Raw genomic sequence first — 18,905 nt, 5'->3', positions numbered from 1 at the left:
CTCAAGCAATTACATTTAAATAAAAAAAGCCTGTTAAGCTTCGCTATATAGGCTTTGCATAACAGACTTCATTATATCATTCTATTTCATTTAATAGTTTGACCAAATAGTGACATCCATACTTTGCCGTTCTTGTACGAATTCCTTTTCTTGAACCGGCTAAGTTTAAAGCATAAACGTTCGTTTGATCCTTGTCAGCGATACCAATGAACACTGTTCCAACTGGTTGTCCTTCATGTGGTTCAGGTCCGGCAGCACCCGTAAAACTAATACCAATATCACTATTAAGTAGTTTACGAACCTGTTCAGCCATTTCTTTTGCACATTGTTCACTTACAGCTCCGTATGCAGCAAGAGTTGCTTCTTGTATATGTAAAATTTGTTTTTTCACTTCATTCGTATAGGAAATAATACTTCCCTTAAAAACTTGAGAGGCACCATCCAATGAAGTGACAAGCTCTGAAAACATACCACCAGTTAAACTCTCTGCTGCAGCAATTGTTTTTTTCTTTTTAACCAGTTGTGCCTTTACCTCATTTATAAGAGTTGTTTCATTATATCCATAGAAAAAGTCACCTACACGAGCATTAATCTTTCTCTCTACTTCATCAAGTAATTTTTGAGCAGTTTTTTCATCTGTATGCTTTGCCGTTAGTCTAAGAGTGACTTCACCATCTGCTGCTAAGGGAGCGACAGTTGGATTTGTTTGTCCATCAATAAGGTCCTGTATATCAGTTTCAAGTTGAGATTCACCAATACCGAAATATCTTAACACACGTGAAACGATTTTATCCTGAATCCCTAGTTGGTGTTGAAAGTATTCTCTTCCATAATTTTTGAACATTGGTCTCATTTCACTTGGTGGACCAGGTAAAAGCATATAGATCGTTTGGTCGGCTTCCAAAGCCATTCCAGGTGCCATACCATAATCATTTTTTAATATCGTTGAACCCTCAATAACAAGTGCCTGCTTTTTATTATTTTCTGACATCGTCCGTTTAGTCCGGGCAAAGTAATCCTCAATACTCTCTAAAGCATCGTGATCAAAGATAAGAGTTTTACCTAATGATTTAGAAATCGTTTCCTTTGTTAAATCATCTTTGGTTGGGCCAAGTCCACCGGTAAATATAATAATATTAGACCGTTCTTTTGCAATCTTTATTGCTGATTCAAGCCGAGCTGGGTTGTCTCCCACAACAGTATGGTAATAAACATTTAAACCAATCTCAGCAAGTTCCTTTGATAAAAATTGAGCATTGGTATTGGCTATTTGACCTAATAACAATTCTGATCCAACAGCAATTATCTCAGTACGTATATCCATTACATATCCCCCCTTTTCTATTAGTATTATTTAGAATTAACAAAGGCTTGTTTATTTTTCATAAAATAATCCCAACCTGAGATGACAGTGAAAAATGTTGCAACCCATAGTGCCATTGTTGCAAATGGGATGTTCATTAATTCAAATGGTAGATTATGCAATAATAATGCAGAGATTGCAATGATCTGAGTCCATGTTTTTATTTTCCCTAACATGTTTGCAGCAACAACTTCACCTTCTCCAGCTAATACTAAACGCAATCCAGTAACAGCAAATTCCCGGCTAATGATCAGAATAACCATCCAAGATGGAGCAAGTCCGAGTTCAACTAAGATAATAAGTGCCGCTGATACTAACAATTTATCTGCCAATGGATCCAAAAATTTCCCCAAATTTGTAACTTGATTAAGCTTTCTTGCATAATATCCATCAATCCAGTCAGTAGTGGAGGCTATGATAAAGATTATAGCTCCAACAAAATGGGTGACTAGAATCGTTTCAGTGCCAAAAGTAAGCTCTCCCCATTTAAACGGAACCAACATGATCACCATAAAAACTGGTATAAGTAAAATTCTTGAAATCGTAATCTTATTCGGTAAATTCATTTATTTTTCCTCCGTAATCTTTTAACAAATGATGATAACTAAAATGGGACGACTCTTAAAAAAGGTATAATCCTTATCCTAACATACCCAGAAAATTAGCTAGGATAAGGACCAATCCCCCCTTCAATTGAGTCTGTCCCTATTCTTTCGTATAAATGATGGTTATATTTTGAGGTGTTTTCTTTGTATCCTCATATTGAACAAGTTCACCGTTGACCTTCAAATCAGTTCCGGGAACATTTCCCACACGAACTGTAATCTCAGATTCAGCGGTAAAATCATTTACTTGAGTTTTACCTTGTGCTAATTCAGCCCCAAAGAATGTTTTACCTTTACCATTTTTTATGCCAACCCATGTACGGTCTTTTGCAATTACCTCAAGCTCGAACTTTTCAGATCCGGTTAATTCATATGTCGTTGTTGAACCTTCTACACCTTTTACTGTCAATTTCTGAGATGGTATTTCCGGCTCATTAGTTTCAGCTTGTTCTTGAACAGCTTCCTCATTTTCCTGTCCAGGTGCCTCTTCTTCATTTTGTTCTTCATTTGTTGTTGAGTTTTCTATTTTTTCAAACTCAACATCGCTTGTTTGATTTTCTGACTGATCATTTGTTGTTTTATCTTCCGCAGCCTCTTGTCTCCATAACCAGAGGAGAATTGCCACAATAATAATAACTGCTACTACTGCCAATTTTGGAAGTATCTCGATAAATTTTGAAGCTGATTTAGGTAACTCTTTATGTGTTTTCACTCTTGATAATTGCTCAGGAACATCTTCTTTGTATGTACTTGGTACTTCATTTTTGTATTCTTCAAAAAGCATTTCCGGATCCAGGTCAACAGCCTCAGCATATTGCTTCATAAATGCTCGGGCATAAAATTTTCCAGGCATCATTGAATAATTGCCCTCTTCAAGACCAATTAAATACCTTTTCTGAATCTTGGTGATCTCCTGAAGATCATCCAAGCTCATATTTTTCTCTTCTCTTGCTTGTTTGAGTCGATTACCTAGTTCACTCAACCGTAACACCCCATAACTAAAAGTCAAATCCTGAGAGTCCTGATGTGTCAAACATCATCGGTGGATTTTCTACATCTTTATATGTAATTTCTTCATCAGGTTCATTCCGGATTTCTATTATGTAATCAAAATCATCAATTGTGTACTCTGTATTTTGGACGAAAATATCAGGATGTTCAACAACTTTTGTTGCAGAAAGCCGCATTATTTCTCTTACCAATTGAAAATGTTTTTCTGACCCTCTTCTTGTTGATACGATTCCATCAATAATAAAGACATTATCTTCACTATATTCATCCGCTATTAACTGACTTCGAATCGTTTGTTTTAACAATGTCGAAGAAACAAATAACCATTTCTTGTTAGCACATACACTTGATGCAACAATGGATTCAGTTTTTCCTACCCTTGGCATACCTCGGATTCCAATTAATTTGTGACCATCCTGTTTATAGAGTTCTGCCATAAAATCAACTAATAACCCAAGTTCATCTCGGACGAAACGAAATGTTTTCTTGTCATCTGCATCTCTTTGGATATATCTTCCATGCCTTACTGCCAATCTGTCACGCAGCTTTGGTACTCGGAGCTTTGTAACTGTTATATTATCCATTGTATTTAAAATTGATTCAAGTCTACGTACTTGATCATTGCTTTCACACTTAAGTAATAGACCGCGCCTGGAATCATCTACCCCATTAATCGTAATAATATTAATTGACAGCATTCCCAATAATGAAGATACATCACCTAATAGTCCGGGCCGATTTTTTTGGATCTCATATTCTAAATACCATTCAAATGGCAAAGAAAGCCCCCCTTATAATAACCACTACCAACTATAATAAATGATTTTACTAAAAGAAGAAAGTATGAAGACAATGAAATCAATGAAAAAGAGAGGATCTCTCCTCTCTTAATGTGAACCGTTATTTTGAACAAGCTTAACCATCATATTTGCAATGGCATGTTGCTCTTGCTCAGATGCTACACTCCATAAATCTGCGAGTACTTTTTCTTGTGGGTTTTTAGCTTCTACTTGCTTAGCTAAATAATCCCCAATCTCGAATGCTAGATTGGATACTACTTGTTCGTTCATACCCTCGTTTTGAGCATGGTTTAAACGATCACCTAAAAAATCTTTCCATTCATTCCAATTTTCTAAGACAGACATAGGAGTTCCTCCTTTTTAATTGATACAAATTTATTGTTCCTAGAGGTGGTTCGTTTTATTCATCATTTTTTAGATCCATCCACCATTAACTGAAATAACCTGACCTGTAATATAAGAAGCCTTTTCAGAGGCTAAAAAAGACACTGTATTCGCAATTTCCACTGGTTGCCCAAGTCTCCCCAGTGGAATTTCTTCTGATAAGTTCTTAATATCTTCCTCGGTAAAATGAGATAACATTTTAGTTGCAACAGCTCCAGGCGCCACTGCATTGACTCTTATTTGACTGGGTGCAAGTTCTTTTGCCAATGCCTTTACATAAGCATTTTGACCACCTTTAACCATTGAATATAAGACTTCACAAGAGGCACCTGTAATTCCCCAAATAGATGATATGACAATGATGTTGCCGGATTTTTTTCTTATCATAGAAGGGATAAGTTGCTGTACTAATTTAAAAGGGCTTGTTATATGTAATTGGACCATATTATCGATATCATCGTCATTCAAATCAGTAACTAATCCGTATAAGCTTATTCCACTGTTTAGCACGAGTACTTCAATTGGCATTTGGATTTGCTCTAACAAAGCTTCAACACCTGTTTTTATTGTCAAATCGGCTTGGACAGGAATAATGTTATTAGAGTAGGTTTTCAATTCTTCTATCGCTTGAATATTTTGGTTGTAATGTACGTAAATCATGTAGCCATCTTCAATGAGCTTTTTTACAATGGATGTTCCTATTCCACCACTTGCTCCAGTCACTAATGCATATTTATCCATAAATACTCCTTAATTATAAAGAAATAATCTTTCATTATACTATCATATCCCATTCAAAAAAGGCCTGACAATGGCAGACCTCAGCGAAATATTATTTATTTAGGGACAACCTGACATACTGAAAAAAGTGCCTCTTCTACAGATTCATTCAGGACATTCGTCAAATCTTCTTTAGAGAGTGATTCCAGTGTTGGTACGACATCAAATAGATTCATCTCATTAAATGCATAGCGGGTAAACTGATTGGCGATATATTCAGGAGAGTTAATCGCTCTTAAAAAAGCACCAATTTTTTTCTTTTTCGTTGCTTCAAAAGTTGAGAAGTCAACACCATGATTTTTTGCTTTAAATAATATATCCTTAATTCTTTCGGCTAAATGGTCAGGATCCACAGTGTCACCGCCAATCATTGCAAATCCAAAGCCACTTTCTTCTGTATAATCATAACTAAACGTGTCATCAATTAGACCTTCTTTGTATAGCTCTTCATGGTTTGTTGAGCTTTTACTAAACAGCATATCAAGAAGAATATTCATGGAAAGCTCATATTTTAACAATTCCGCACCCGTTCTGTTTGGCTTTTTGGCTTTTAAGCCTACTAAGCACTTTGAACTTTGTACGTTCATTTTTAATATTTCTTTTTCTTTAAACACATTTCCTTGTTCAGTAGGAAATTCTCTTTTTATTTCAGATTGTGCTGAAAAATTCTTTTTTTGTTGATTCTCTCGGACTTGCTGTAAAATTTTATCAGGATCAACAGCTCCAACAACAAATAACAGCATGTTACTTGGATGATAAAAAGTATTGTAGCACTCATAAAGAGAATCTTTTGTAATTTTTGCGATCGAATCGATTGTCCCTGCAATATCAATTCGAACAGGATGTTGATGAAAAAGATTTTGAATGAGCCCAAAGTATAAACGCCAATCAGGGTTATCATCGTACATATTAATCTCCTGCCCGATAATTCCCTTTTCTTTTTCTACCGTCTTTTCAGAGAAGTAAGGTTCTTGAACAAAGTCAATCAAAGTTTCCAAGTTTCTTTCCACTTGACTGGTACTCGAAAATAGATATGCTGTCCGAGTAAAAGATGTAAATGCATTTGCTGATGCGCCTTGTTTACTAAATTGTTGAAACACATCCCCATCTTCTTTTTCAAATAACTTGTGCTCTAAAAAGTGTGCAATTCCATCAGGAACTTGAATCATTTCATCTTTGTTTATTGGAACAAAAGTATTATCAATTGAACCGTATTTCGTCGTAAACGTAGCATACGTCTTATTAAAGCCTTTTTTAGGCAGCACGTATACATCTAATCCATTGGTCATTTTTTCATAGTAAAGAGATTCCTGTAACTGCTCAAAATGAATAGGTTTTGTCATGCGGTTCCCCCTATTCCTTTTAAGAAGTAGATTGTATCGAGTTCCACTTTCTTCGCAACTTCTACAACCTCTTCCATCGTTACTTTTTCAATACCTTCTAAATATTCATCAAAAGAGCGGTTTATAGATGCAATGACATTATGATAAACAATTTCAACTAATCCGTACGGTGTATCCACCGTTTCTAATAGTTGGTTTCTAATTACCGCTTTCGTTTGTTCAAATTCTTGATCTGTAAATTCTCCATTTTTCATAGCTGCCATTTGTTCTTTAATAATAGTGACGGCTTTTTCATAATTTTGAAACTCAACTCCTGACATCACCATTAACAACCCTTTATGACTCTCTACTCTTGATGCTGCATAATATGCCAAGCTTGCTTTTTCACGAACATTGATAAAAAGTTTTGAGTGGGAGAAGCCTCCAAAAATGCCATTAAATACTTGAAGTGCATAATAGTCATCGTCTCGGTAGGTACTGTTTGTTCGATACCCGATATTCAGCTTACCTTGTTTTACATCTTGCTCTTCAATGACTTCATTTTCTACTACTTCATTCTTTTCTGTTGGATGGATAATGTTCTGAGGTGTATTCTTTATAGAAAAATAATGTTCAACATATTTTTCTACCTCTTGCCGATCAATATCACCAACAATATATAGATCTATTTTGTTATGCAATAACGTGTTTTTATAATAATCGAAGAGCGATTGAGCTGAGATTTCATCAATGTCTTTTAATTCTCCGTTAACATGCAATGCATAAGGTTCGTTTTTACACATTTCTTGAACAAGTCTAAGATTGGAATATCTCATTTTGTCATCATATACAGACTGAATTCTTTGCTTTAATGTTCTTTTTTCTTGTGTAACATATTCCTCTTGAAACACTCCATCATCCGTAACCGGGTTTAATAAAATGTCAGCAAGTAGCTTTAAAGATTTTTCTAACAGTGGGGTTGAATCAGATAAAAACTTTTCATTTGCCACTTCCATTCGAAAGGAAATAATATGTTGTTCACCTTTCTTTGATAAATCAACATTTAATGTTGCACCATAAAGTTCATCTAAGTGCTGTCTTAAACGGGTACTTGTGGGAAAGTTTTGTGTACCTCTTTGAAGAACATACGGTAATAACGCTCTATATGTAACATCTTTTTCATTTAGTGGTGCTAATAACTTTAAAACAATAGTATTCGTCTTAAATTTGGATGTTGTTACAGTGTGTAGCGAAATCCCATGAATATCTGTAAGTTGTTCATCAATATAAGACATGAAGACCCTCCTTTTACGAATTCATTGTTAGTAATTATATCAATACGAGGATAATAAAGGAAATAATACACATTTACTTATATCTTTACTCTAAATAATCATCCATATACCTCTTGGATGGAAAGTACAAGACAGTTCTAATCTTAGAACTGTCTTTGTTTTATGCAAGTTTTGGAAGTTGATTTGGATCTTTTTCAAAGTCCTTATCTGGCTTTATAAAGAGCATCACAACCATAACAGCAATGACACTTGTTCCGGCAGATATATAATAAACAAGATGTTCACTAACTGACATCAGATAAGAAAATACCGGCGGTCCCGCTGCAACACCAATAAACCGCATTGAGCTGTAAATAGAAGTAATTGTGCCTCGCTGTTCTTTTTCAATTCCTTCCGTTATTAATGCATCTAGGCTCGGTAATGTAATCCCAATTCCAATCCCCGTAAGAACTAAAAAAGAAATTAAGAAGATTAACGAGTGTTGCACTCTTAGAGCAATAAATGAAAAAGTCACTAAACACATCCCGATAATAATAACACTTTTCATTAAATGTCTGTCTTGACCAATTTTCTTACCTGAAAAATACGAACTAATAGATAGGGCTAATAATGGTATGGCTAAAACTAACCCTTTTTTAACTCCATCTATTGCATATTGCTTTTCAAGCAAATCTGAAAGAAAAAATAATATACCAAATAAAACAAACATAATGGTACAGCCCACTGCAAAAATGGCAAATAACCATTTACCATCCTGTTTAAAGATTCCTTTTACACAATGAACAAATTCTTTAAAGCTTTGTTTTTCATCATCTTCCTGTTTTGGTACCTTTACTAAGAAAAATACAAGCAGCACACTGATTAAACTGAAAAATGGAATAAACCAAAAAGGTAAAAACCATACAAATGCAGCTAAAACTGCACCTATTATCGGGCTTAAAACTTTTCCAGCAGTATTTGCTGTTTCAGTTAATCCAAGACCTGCACTTATTTGTTCATCATCTTCAAACATGTCCCCTATTAATGGCATAACAACAGGTGCTGCACCTGCAGAGCCAATACCTTGTAATACACGTCCTAAAAGGATCATGATATATGGATCATCCATCTTCCATGAAGCCCATCCGGAAACTGCTCCACCTACCCCAGCTATGATTAAACAAGGAACCATCACAACTTTTCTACCAAACCGGTCTGATAGATATCCTGCAATTGGGATTAATAAAATAGCCACAATTGAATATACTGTAATGATTAAAGATACCTGAAAAGCACTTATCCCTAATTTTTTGGAGATCTGAGGTAAAACAGGAATTAACATAGAGTTTCCTAACGTCATGACAAGAGGAACAGAAGATAATGCAAGTAAATCCAGCTTCTTTCGTGCTTCCATATCGCCTTCACCTGTCTACTATTTATTTTGTTAACATGTTCATTTTGCGTTAAATGAAGCTAACATATACTGGAATTAAGTTACATCTAACAAGCCGAGGATTTTTAAATACAAAAAAACTCTCTCCTACAAGTGGAGAGAGCTAAATTTATCTTTTTCCTTTTTCATATGGTGTTCCAAGAGCCTTTGGTGAATCAGCACGACCGATAAATCCTGTTAATGCCAGAATGGTTAACACATAAGGAAGAATTAATAAATAAACGGACGGAATATCCTTTAAAAACGGAATGGTACCTCCTATAATACTTAACCCTTGTGCGAGACCAAAGAATAATGCTGCTCCCATTGCACCAAGTGGGTGCCATTTTCCAAAGATAACAGCTGCAAGTGCCATAAATCCTTGACCACTTATTGTTGCATGACTAAAATCTCTAGAAATGATTGTAGCATACACTGCACCGCCAATACCCGCGAATGCACCACTTAATAAAACACCTATATATCTCATTCTTGTAACATTAATCCCCATAGTATCAGCTGCCATTGGATGTTCACCCACAGAGCGTAAACGAAGGCCGAATGGTGTTTTATAGATCACATACCAAACGATAACAGCTAAGATAATAGCCAAGTATGAAGTGATATATCCTCCGGAGAAGAAAATCTTACCTATGACTGGTATATCGCTTAATAATGGAATGTCCATCTTGTTAAAACTAGTTGAAATACGATCTGTTTGACCTTTTTCATAGATGTTTTTTACGAGAAAAAGGGATAAACCTAAAGCTAAAAAGTTAATCGCTACACCACTAACTACTTGATCTGCCTTAAATGTTATCGAAGCTACTGCATGAAGCAGAGAAAAAAGAGCCGCTGCCACCATTGCAGCCAAAATGGCAAACCATGGCGTTGCTTTACCCAATATATCATCAAACTGTAAATTAAACACAATACCAACAAATGCCCCAATAATCATTAATCCTTCAAGACCAATGTTAACAACACCGGACCGCTCACTAAATACACCACCGAGTGCGGTGAAAATAAGTGGAGCTGCTACAAATAAAGCTGTTGGAATAATAATTTCTAATGCTTGCAATATGCTCACTTATTTCCCCTCCTTTTTAAAACGAAGTAATATCCAACGGATAAAATAGCTTGATGCTACAAAGAAGATAATAAGTGCGATAATAATCTCAACAAGCTCATTTGGTACACCAGCTTCTGATGGCATATTGAGAGCACCAACTTTTAAGCCGCCAAATAATGCTGCGGAGAATAAAATACCAATAGCTGCATTTCCTCCGATCAGCGCGACAGCAATTCCATCAAACCCGATTCCAGTAAATCCGCTTTTTACAGACACATACTCAAAGGTTCCTAAACCTTCCATAGCACCAGCTACACCTGCAAAAGCACCAGAAATGACCATTGAAAGGATAATGTTTCGATTAACATTCATACCAGCGTAATGTGCGGCATCATGGTTAAATCCTACAGCTCGCAACTCAAAGCCTTTTGTTGTTTTTTCTAGAAGAAACCACATAATAAATGCAGCAATTAATGCAATAAATATTCCATTGTGCATTCTGGAGTAATCTGTAATATTCTCAAAAAATTCTGAACGTAATGATGCAGAAGGGTAAACTTTATCTGATGTATCACTATTGTCAGTTATAACATTTCTAATTAAATAATTTGTTACGTGCAAAGCAATATAGTTCATCATAATTGTTACAATAACTTCATGAACTTTGAATCGTGCCTTTAAAAGACCCGGTACAAACCCCCAAAGTGCCCCAGCCAAAGCAGCAACGATGATTGCTAGTGGAAGATGAATGAAAGGTGGCAATTCAAAAGCTACACCAACCCAAACAGCTGCAAACCAACCTACTATTACCTGCCCTTCAACACCTATGTTAAATAGGCCTGTTCTGTAAGCAAATGCAACAGCTAACCCTGTTAAAATATATGGTGTTAATTGTCTGACTGTCTCACCTAAGTAGTAAGAATCACCAAACATTCCATACCAAAGAGCATTATAACCGGCTATAGGATTATACCCACTTACCAACATAATAATTGCACCACATAGAATACCTAAAATTACAGCGATAACAGGAATTAACAAATTCATATACCGATTTAAGTTCATAATTAATTACCTTCTTTCTGACGTTTACTACCCGCCATAAGGAGTCCTAATTCTTGCTCAGTTGTTTGTTTGGGGTCAACGATGTCTACAATTTTCCCTTCATAAATAACTGCAATGCGATCACTAACATTTATAATCTCATCTAACTCAAATGAAATTAACAAAACAGCTTTGCCGTTATCGCGTTGTTCAATAAGACGACTATGAATAAATTCAATTGCTCCAACATCAAGGCCACGAGTAGGCTGTGCTGCAATTAACAAATCCGGGTTGCGGTCAACTTCCCGGCCAATAATTGCTTTCTGCTGATTACCGCCAGAAAGTGCTCTAGCGAGTGTAGAGGTACTCGGTGTTCTCACATCAAATTCTTTAATAAGGTTTTTTGCTTTATCATAGATTGTTTTAAAATTCAGTACACCAATTTTGGAAAATGGTTGTTTATAGTATGTTTGTAAAACCATATTCTCACCGATAGGAAAATCAAGAACTAATCCGTGTTTATGGCGATCTTGAGGAATATGACCAACACCTGTTTCTGTAATTTTTCTAGGATGCATATTTGTGATTTCTTTATTATTTAATTTAATAGTACCAGAAGCTACTTTTCTCAATCCTGTAATGGCTTCAATCAGTTCAGATTGACCATTTCCATCAACACCAGCAATTCCTACGATTTCCCCTGAACGCACTGAAAGAGTTAAAGAATTTACCATAGGCACTTGACGATTATCTTTTACTATTAAATCAGTAATCGTTAATACATCTTCTTTAGGTTTGGCTGTTGTTTTATCTGTTTTGAATGAAACTTCCCGGCCTACCATTAATGATGCTAACTCGTTAGGATTTGTGTTCGCTACATCAACTGTTCCAATTCCTTCACCTTTACGTATAACTGTTACACGATCACATACTTCCATAATCTCTTTAAGCTTATGAGTAATTAAAATGATTGATTTACCTTCTTTAATAAGTGTTTTCAAAATTTGAATTAATTCTTTAATTTCTTGAGGGGTAAGAACAGCAGTCGGTTCATCAAAAATTAAAATTTCTGCACCTCGATATAAGGTTTTTAAAATTTCAACACGCTGTTGCATACCTACGGAAATATCTGAAACTTTAGCTGTTGGGTCTACAGCAAGACCATACCGCTCTGATATTTCCTTCACTTGTTTTTCTGCTTCCTTTATACTGACGGAAAAACCTTTTTTGGGTTCATTTCCTAATATAATGTTCTCTGTAACTGTAAAGGTGTTAACAAGCATAAAATGTTGATGAACCATTCCAATCCCTAAATCATTTGCTATATTAGGATTTGTAATGTTCACTTTCTTTCCATTTACTCGAATTTCCCCTTTTTCAGGTTGATATAGACCAAAAAGAACATTCATTAATGTTGATTTTCCAGCTCCATTTTCACCTAAAAGAGCATGAATTTCGCCTTTTTTTACTTGTAATGTAATATTGTCATTTGCTACTATGCCAGGAAATTCCTTACGAATATTCAGCATTTCTATTACATAATTCAAATTTGTTCACTCCTTTTCCTGAACAACATTAAGGTAGGTATAAAAATTTTTCATTTTGATCACTCTCAAGCATTGTTTCGCTAAAAAGAATACTGGTATGAAAATCACCAAATGTAAATCCACTAAATTATTTGTTTACGGTTATTAATTCCCCAAATAGTTAGAAGATTTAAATTTATTGATTTTCAGGAATAAAGGCTGACTTTTACTATGCTTCTTCCCCTCTATCTAACAGCTTGTAAATGAGCCAATGGATTGAGGATTCTGAACATTTGAGTAAGTCAGCCCTTATCTATTAATTATTTTGTTGGTACTTCGATTTCGCCATTAACAATTTTTTCTTCGTATTCTTTAACTTTTGCTTTTACTTCTTCAGATAAGTGTTCATCACTTGGAGAGATACCGATCGCTTCTTCTTCGATACCGTATTCAATCACTTCTCCGCCAGGGAATTCACCAGCTTTTGCTTTTTCGGAAAGGTCTTGAACAGCTACATCTACTCGTTTAACCATTGAAGTTAATGTGATGTTAAATTCTTCACCATCTTTTGTTTTTCCGTTTCCTTCTTCATGTTGATCTTTGTCAACACCAATTACCCATAATTCACGGTCTGGGTCTTGAACTTTTAAGTCAATCGCTTCAGAGAATACACCATTACCAGTTCCACCGGCTGCATGATAGATAATATCAGCACCAGATCCGTACATGCTTGATGCAATTGCCTTTCCTTTATCAGCTGCATCAAAAGCACCTGCATATTGTACATCTACAGTTGCATCAGGGTTTACAGCTTTAACGCCTTCTACGAAGCCTACTTCAAACTTTTTAATTAAGTCCCCTTCAACACCGCCAACAAATCCAACTTTATTTGTTTTTGTTGTTAATCCTGCTACTACACCAACCAGGTATGAACCTTGATGCTCTTTAAATGTAATGCTAGCTACATTTGGTTTTTCTACAACACTATCAACAATTGCAAAGTGAGTATCTTTTTGTTGTTCAGCAATTTCTTCGACTGCTGGCTGCAATAAGTATCCAATTCCGTATATTAAATCAAAATTCTTACGTGCCAGTGTATTTAAGTTTGTTACATAATCCGCATCACTTTGGGATTGGGAATAGTCATAACCGTCAGTTCCCTTTTCAAGACCGTTTTCCTCACCGAATGCTTGTAATCCTTCCCAAGCTGATTGGTTGAATGATTTATCATCAACTCCACCAACATCTGTTACCATTGCTACTGTAAACTGATCATCAGCTGCTTCTTTGCCGCCTTCAGAGCCAGCACCTTCATCATTATTTCCTCCACCACAGCCTGCTAGTAAAGTACCAGCTGCTAAAAATAAGGATAAAGCTAGTCCATGTCTCTTTTTCATTTTAAAACCCCCTAAAAAATATAGTATAAGTATTAAACTAAACAAAAAGTTACAGTCTATACGAGCAAATCACCTCCTTACAATATAGACCATGCACATTCGTTATTTTAAACAACCTTTAGGTTTAAAGCACGAAACAGTGGAGATTTGCTTACAAACTTTATGTACGACTCTAATTCTTTTAAAAAAATTCATTTCTCTATCTATTCTGACCTATAAACGCTTTCTTACAACATGAAAACTAAAGTGATCTGCTCTAAAATAGTTTAATGAGTATAGAACCGGTTGATCTTTGTCATCATAATGCATCTGTTTTAACAAGAGCAGAGATGTTTCAGGATCACATTCTAAAATGGGAGAAATTTTTTCATGATATCCGATAGGTTCAATATGAGTAACAGCATAACTTATATATATATTAGCGTTATCCTCGAGTAATTTAAATAAAGATTCCTGTTCATGGTCAAATGTATCAGGCAATACAGATGTAGGTATTTTGTCCAGGCAGTAAACAACAGGTTCACTATTTGCTGTTCGAACTCTTTCAAGTAAAAAGATTTCTTCATCTCTTTTACACTTGAATTTTTTAATTTCATCTTCTGTTGCCCCTGTAATAGAGGATGAAAGAAAAACTGTACCTGGCTTTAGGGTTGCTTGTTCAATCATCGCTGTCACACTATTTAGCTGTTCGATCCCGGATGTAAATTTTGGTTTAGAATTCACGAAAGTACCAACGCCGTGCCGCCTAATGATAACGTTTTCTTCTTCAAGTGTTCGTAGTGCTTCCCTTAATGTCGCTCTACTGACACCTAAGCTCTTGGAAAGCTCAAATTCAGATGGAAGTTTTTCTTTTTCTCTATATGTACCATTCTCAATATCTTCTTTTATTTTATCAATCACTTGTAAATACAAATGTCGATTGTCAGACTTTATGGTCATTGATATATCCCCCATTTTACCCACTATGTATAAGAGATCAGACATCTGATGTTATACCTTACTCTAATCGAAAATACTATATCATGTTTTCACTTAGAAATAAATAGAAACAATGAAAATTGTCGAAATAATTAATGTTGTCAATAAACATTATATAGTTTGTTCCATAGTTATATTTTCATACTGATACTGATCCTCTGTATTCATCCTTACTTATCGTACTCTTATTGTCGTAAAATGTCGATAAAGAAAATTAAAAAAACTAAACATAGATGGTCTATTTCACCCATTTATGTTTAGTTCTTATTTCAAGATGTTAATTCTTCATGTTTTTCTTTAGAAAGTAAGACGTCGCGTGGTTTAGACCCTTCATACGGTCCAACAACTCCCCGCTCTTCCATTGCATCAATCAATCTTGCAGCCCGAGTATATCCTATGCGAAAACGTCTCTGGAGCATAGATACTGATGCCGTTTGCATATCAACGACAAGTTGTACAGCATCTTCATATAAGTCATCCTCAACTTCCGTTTTAGATTCAGTTACTTCAGTTGGAATCATTTCTTCTTGATACTGAGCCTTTTGTTGAGCAATTACGAAATTCACTGTTTGCTCAACTTCTTCATCTGATAAAAATGCACCTTGGACACGAACCGGCTTTGATGCACCAACAGGAAGGAACAGCATATCACCTCGTCCTAGTAGCTTTTCAGCTCCTCCCATGTCTAATATAGTTCTTGAGTCAGTTTGTGAAGAAACACTGAATGCAATACGTGAAGGTATATTCGCTTTAATAACTCCTGTGATTACATCAACAGACGGTCGTTGGGTAGCGATAATTAGATGAATACCCGCCGCACGAGCCATTTGTGATAGCCTTGTAATGGAATCTTCCACATCTGACGAAGCAACCATCATTAAATCGGCAAGCTCATCAACAATCACTACAATGTAAGGAAGCTCCGGTTGTTTAGCTTCTTCTTCCAGATTATTTCTCCTGATAATTTCATTATAACCTTCAATATTTCTTGTTCCTGTATGTGAAAAAAGCTCATATCTTCTTTCCATTTCGTTTACGACTTTTTTTAGGGCCTGTGACGCCTTTTTAGGATCTGTCACAACAGGAGCTAATAAATGAGGCACTCCGTTATATACATTTAATTCTACCATTTTCGGATCAATCATCATTAATTTAACTTCATGTGGTTTTGCTCTCATTAAAATGCTGGTAATAATTCCATTAATACAAACACTCTTTCCGCTACCTGTAGCACCTGCTACGAGTAAATGAGGCATCTTATTAAGTTCAGCTAAAACCGCATCACCTGATATGTCTCTACCTAAACCTATTAAAAGTTTTGCATCCGGACGGTCATTTGCTTTGGATTCCAGTACCTCTCTCAGAGAAACCATTGCAATTTCCGAATTAGGAACTTCTATACCTACCGCTGACTTCCCTGGGATCGGTGCTTCAATACGAATATCTTTTGCCGCGAGAGCCAATGCCAAATCATCACTTAAGTTAACAATTTTGCTTACTTTAACACCTGCATCAGGATATACTTCATACTTTGTCACAGCAGGACCTAAATGGACCTGTGTTACTTTGGCTTTAACTCCAAAACTTTGGAATGTTTTTTCAAGCTTTCTTGCATTTTCGTAGATGTTTTTCTTATCTGCTTGTTGTGAATTATGCTTTGGTGCCTTTAATAAGTCTAGTGGTGGAAGTTTGTAGTCTTTATTTTCCACTTCAACAAATGCCATTGGTTGAATGACCTCATGTTCTTGACTTGATGCTTCTGTTAATTGTTCCTGTTCACTTTTCGATTTATTAGACACTGGCCCATGTTCTTTCGAAGGACTATTTGTTGAATTCTCCATTGTATGTATAATCATTTCTTGATGATTTTCACTATCAGAAAAACTAGAGATTATTGGCTTAAGTTCTTCCTTATCGTCCACCATTATTTCATCATCTTCAGTTTCTTCAAGTTGTCTTTGTCTTTTTCTCTCTTTTTGCTTTGTTCGCTTCTGTTTGATCACTCCTGGAATACTTTTCATGTCATCCAAAAAACCAAAGATCTGATTTTTCAAAAACAACCCAATCGGTCTGAGAATTTTTGCGACTGTCACCTGTAAAGACCTTCCAGTAATAAGAATCATACCGATGACGATTAAGACTACCGAGATGATTCTCGAACCCGCTTCTGCAAATAAATAATAAGAAGAGGCAAATAAAATGGCACCAAGCATTCCTCCGCCTAAATCAACATTACTTGCTTCACCCTTGACATCCATCCAAAATAGTTCCAGTGTATTTGAAATAACACTCGGAGAAGCAAACGTACCATTATGTGATAGCATTTTAAATAATGTGACATGACTTAATAGCAATAATGACGCTGTAACACAATAAATTCCGACCATCTGCCTTGTAAATAATCTTGGTATTTCCCTTTTCCAAATTAAAAATAAGGAAAATAAGACGATCCCAATTAAAAATAGCATGTACCATTCACCGCAGAAAAAGCGAAATAAGTGCACAAATGTAGAACCAACAAATCCCAATTTTGATATTGAGATGAGAGAGATCGCCAAAATGATTAAACCTGCCAATTCAAACTTTAATGTTCTTTTCCAATCATCCTTTGACTTTCTTTGTCTTCTTTTTCTCTTAGCCATTTCCATCACCTGTTATTTTATAATCTTTTTTATGTAGCCAAAGGCTTTTACTATTTTATAATATGATCTACAATGAAAAGAAGAAAGCAGCCGTATCTGGCTGCCTCTCCTGACTATAGTTTCTTTTATTATACCACATACCTTTTAATTGATCGAAAACGACATTGTAATTTTTTGCCCCGGACATAATTGAGAGTCAAGATAATGTTGTGGATCACTGCTCATTAAGCGAATTATTTCATATTGGGAGTTATCCGTTTGTTGAACGAGAAGTTGAACACCATTTAATTCAATGATTGATTGCTTTTCAAAGTCAGTTCCAACTGATGGGAACATTAGTTCTTCTGGCATCATTGTATAGTATATCATTGTAACACCTGATCTTCATTATTTTTTTCCAGCATACTGTTAAGTTTTTGAATTGCTTGACCTACTCCGCCGACCTCATCAATTAGCCCGTATTCAACAGCATCTCTTCCTACAACATTCGTTCCGATATCTCTTGTTAAATTGCCTTTTGATAACATTAACTCTTTAAATTTTTCTTCACTAATGCCTGAATGACTTGTTACAAAATTAATGACCCGTTCTTGCATTTTGTCTAAATATTCAAACGTTTGAGGAACACCAATTACTAAACCAGTTAATCTCACAGGATGAATTGTCATTGTTGCGGTCTCCGCAATAAAAGAATGATCACAAGAAACAGCTATTGGAACACCTATTGAATGTCCTCCTCCTAAAACTATTGATACTGAAGGTTTTGATAAAGATGCAAGCATTTCTGCAATTGCAAGTCCTGCTTCCACATCTCCTCCAACGGTATTTAGGATGACAAGCAACCCTTCTATATTTGGGTTTTGTTCGATTGCGACAATTTGAGGAATAACATGCTCATATTTTGTTGTTTTATTTTGAGGGGGCAACTGAATATGTCCTTCAATTTGTCCCACAATCGTTAAACAATGAATTTTTGAATCATTTCCCATTTGAGGGACATTGGTTTGACCAAGCTGTTGAATTTTTTCTACAATCGAACTTTCTTTATTTTCCTGTTTCTCAGCATCCTCATTCTTTATGTAATGGTCATGATTTGCCATGTTATCCATCCTTTCTTTTTCATTCTGTTTGTAGTATTTACAACCTTGTTGTTTTCATACAGAAGGAAATAAGGATGACTTCAACACACCACAGGTTTGTTCATATCGTTATAAAGAAAAAAAGCATTGAAAAATCAACGCTTTTTTAACATTTTATTCCACCTTAACGGGCAGT

Annotated in this window: 17 protein-coding genes; all 17 read right to left on the bottom strand. The window is 35.5% G+C overall.

The features are described 5' to 3' along the window. Positions 1-76: 76 nt before the first annotated feature. Positions 77-1,324, bottom strand: coding sequence for a competence/damage-inducible protein A (locus LC095_RS11740; RefSeq protein ID WP_264196013.1), 1,248 nt, complete (start codon positions 1,322-1,324; stop codon positions 77-79). 26 nt (positions 1,325-1,350) lie between these two features. Beyond that, positions 1,351-1,929, bottom strand: a complete 579-nt coding sequence (gene pgsA / locus LC095_RS11735) for a CDP-diacylglycerol--glycerol-3-phosphate 3-phosphatidyltransferase (protein ID WP_226528344.1) — start codon at positions 1,927-1,929, stop codon at positions 1,351-1,353. A gap of 139 nt (positions 1,930-2,068) precedes the next feature. Beyond that, positions 2,069-2,950, bottom strand: coding sequence for a helix-turn-helix domain-containing protein (locus LC095_RS11730; RefSeq protein WP_226528343.1), 882 nt, complete (start codon positions 2,948-2,950; stop codon positions 2,069-2,071). Positions 2,951-2,966: 16 nt separating this feature from the next. Next, on the bottom strand, positions 2,967-3,758 hold the full coding sequence (locus LC095_RS11725) for a DUF3388 domain-containing protein (RefSeq protein ID WP_078434285.1): 792 nt from the start codon (positions 3,756-3,758) through the stop codon (positions 2,967-2,969). Between the two features lie 108 nt (positions 3,759-3,866). Beyond that, the gene (locus LC095_RS11720; RefSeq protein WP_026559282.1) at positions 3,867-4,124 is read right to left on the bottom strand and encodes a DUF3243 domain-containing protein; all 258 of its coding nucleotides are present in this window, start codon (positions 4,122-4,124) and stop codon (positions 3,867-3,869) included. Between the two features lie 69 nt (positions 4,125-4,193). Beyond that, positions 4,194-4,904 (bottom strand): elongation factor P 5-aminopentanone reductase, encoded by a 711-nt coding sequence (gene ymfI, locus LC095_RS11715; RefSeq protein ID WP_226528342.1) that lies wholly within the window; start codon positions 4,902-4,904, stop codon positions 4,194-4,196. A 95-nt stretch (positions 4,905-4,999) separates the two neighbouring features. Beyond that, entirely contained in the window at positions 5,000-6,286 is a 1,287-nt protein-coding gene (yfmH, locus tag LC095_RS11710) for an EF-P 5-aminopentanol modification-associated protein YfmH (protein WP_226528341.1), read from the bottom strand. Further along, entirely contained in the window at positions 6,283-7,560 is a 1,278-nt protein-coding gene (yfmF, locus tag LC095_RS11705; RefSeq protein WP_226528340.1) for an EF-P 5-aminopentanol modification-associated protein YfmF, read from the bottom strand. Before yfmF ends, yfmH begins: the two co-directional genes overlap by 4 nt. Positions 7,561-7,720: 160 nt before the next feature. Continuing rightward, a complete protein-coding gene (locus LC095_RS11700; protein ID WP_226528339.1) occupies positions 7,721-8,953 on the bottom strand; it encodes an MFS transporter in 1,233 nt (410 codons plus the stop codon). Positions 8,954-9,101: 148 nt separating this feature from the next. Continuing rightward, positions 9,102-10,055, bottom strand: coding sequence for an ABC transporter permease (locus LC095_RS11695; RefSeq protein ID WP_372496277.1), 954 nt, complete (start codon positions 10,053-10,055; stop codon positions 9,102-9,104). Positions 10,056-10,061: 6 nt separating this feature from the next. Continuing rightward, on the bottom strand, positions 10,062-11,108 hold the full coding sequence (locus LC095_RS11690; protein WP_226528338.1) for an ABC transporter permease: 1,047 nt from the start codon (positions 11,106-11,108) through the stop codon (positions 10,062-10,064). 2 nt (positions 11,109-11,110) lie between these two features. Continuing rightward, positions 11,111-12,634 carry an ABC transporter ATP-binding protein gene (locus LC095_RS11685; RefSeq protein WP_226528337.1) on the bottom strand — a complete coding sequence of 508 codons (1,524 nt, stop codon included), beginning with the start codon at positions 12,632-12,634 and terminating at the stop codon, positions 11,111-11,113. Positions 12,635-12,933: 299 nt separating this feature from the next. Next, positions 12,934-14,010 carry a BMP family lipoprotein gene (locus LC095_RS11680; protein WP_226528336.1) on the bottom strand — a complete coding sequence of 359 codons (1,077 nt, stop codon included), beginning with the start codon at positions 14,008-14,010 and terminating at the stop codon, positions 12,934-12,936. Between the two features lie 213 nt (positions 14,011-14,223). After that, on the bottom strand, positions 14,224-14,949 hold the full coding sequence (locus LC095_RS11675) for a GntR family transcriptional regulator (RefSeq protein WP_078434295.1): 726 nt from the start codon (positions 14,947-14,949) through the stop codon (positions 14,224-14,226). A 308-nt stretch (positions 14,950-15,257) separates the two neighbouring features. Beyond that, positions 15,258-17,630: a DNA translocase FtsK gene (locus LC095_RS11670; RefSeq protein ID WP_226528335.1), complete on the bottom strand. Its 2,373-nt coding sequence runs from the start codon at positions 17,628-17,630 to the stop codon at positions 15,258-15,260. Positions 17,631-17,774: 144 nt separating this feature from the next. Further along, entirely contained in the window at positions 17,775-17,981 is a 207-nt protein-coding gene (locus LC095_RS11665) for a YlzJ-like family protein (protein ID WP_226528334.1), read from the bottom strand. Between the two features lie 14 nt (positions 17,982-17,995). After that, positions 17,996-18,730, bottom strand: coding sequence for a ClpP family protease (locus LC095_RS11660; protein WP_156931855.1), 735 nt, complete (start codon positions 18,728-18,730; stop codon positions 17,996-17,998). Between the last annotated feature and the right edge of the window lie 175 nt (positions 18,731-18,905).

Origin of the sequence: Metabacillus niabensis (genome assembly GCF_020524345.1) — a bacterium.
In the GTDB taxonomy this organism is placed as follows: domain Bacteria; phylum Bacillota; class Bacilli; order Bacillales; family Bacillaceae; genus Metabacillus; species Metabacillus niabensis_B.
Note: the sequence above shows the minus strand (reverse complement) of the source record. Positions and strands in the feature narration are given on the sequence as shown.

What these genes read in the sequence shown, in the direction of transcription:
- LC095_RS11665 (WP_226528334.1), bottom strand. Translation starts at nt 17,981, where the DNA reads ATGCCAGAAGAACTAATGTTCCCATCAGTTGGAACTGACTTTGAAAAG.
- ymfI (WP_226528342.1), bottom strand. Translation starts at nt 4,904, where the DNA reads ATGGATAAATATGCATTAGTGACTGGAGCAAGTGGTGGAATAGGAACA.
- LC095_RS11660 (WP_156931855.1), bottom strand. Translation starts at nt 18,730, where the DNA reads ATGGCAAATCATGACCATTACATAAAGAATGAGGATGCTGAGAAACAG.
- LC095_RS11700 (WP_226528339.1), bottom strand. Translation starts at nt 8,953, where the DNA reads ATGGAAGCACGAAAGAAGCTGGATTTACTTGCATTATCTTCTGTTCCT.
- LC095_RS11740 (WP_264196013.1), bottom strand. Translation starts at nt 1,324, where the DNA reads ATGGATATACGTACTGAGATAATTGCTGTTGGATCAGAATTGTTATTA.
- LC095_RS11675 (WP_078434295.1), bottom strand. Translation starts at nt 14,949, where the DNA reads ATGACCATAAAGTCTGACAATCGACATTTGTATTTACAAGTGATTGAT.
- LC095_RS11670 (WP_226528335.1), bottom strand. Translation starts at nt 17,630, where the DNA reads ATGGCTAAGAGAAAAAGAAGACAAAGAAAGTCAAAGGATGATTGGAAA.
- LC095_RS11690 (WP_226528338.1), bottom strand. Translation starts at nt 11,108, where the DNA reads ATGAACTTAAATCGGTATATGAATTTGTTAATTCCTGTTATCGCTGTA.
- yfmF (WP_226528340.1), bottom strand. Translation starts at nt 7,560, where the DNA reads ATGTCTTATATTGATGAACAACTTACAGATATTCATGGGATTTCGCTA.
- LC095_RS11720 (WP_026559282.1), bottom strand. Translation starts at nt 4,124, where the DNA reads ATGTCTGTCTTAGAAAATTGGAATGAATGGAAAGATTTTTTAGGTGAT.
- LC095_RS11680 (WP_226528336.1), bottom strand. Translation starts at nt 14,010, where the DNA reads ATGAAAAAGAGACATGGACTAGCTTTATCCTTATTTTTAGCAGCTGGT.
- pgsA (WP_226528344.1), bottom strand. Translation starts at nt 1,929, where the DNA reads ATGAATTTACCGAATAAGATTACGATTTCAAGAATTTTACTTATACCA.
- yfmH (WP_226528341.1), bottom strand. Translation starts at nt 6,286, where the DNA reads ATGACAAAACCTATTCATTTTGAGCAGTTACAGGAATCTCTTTACTAT.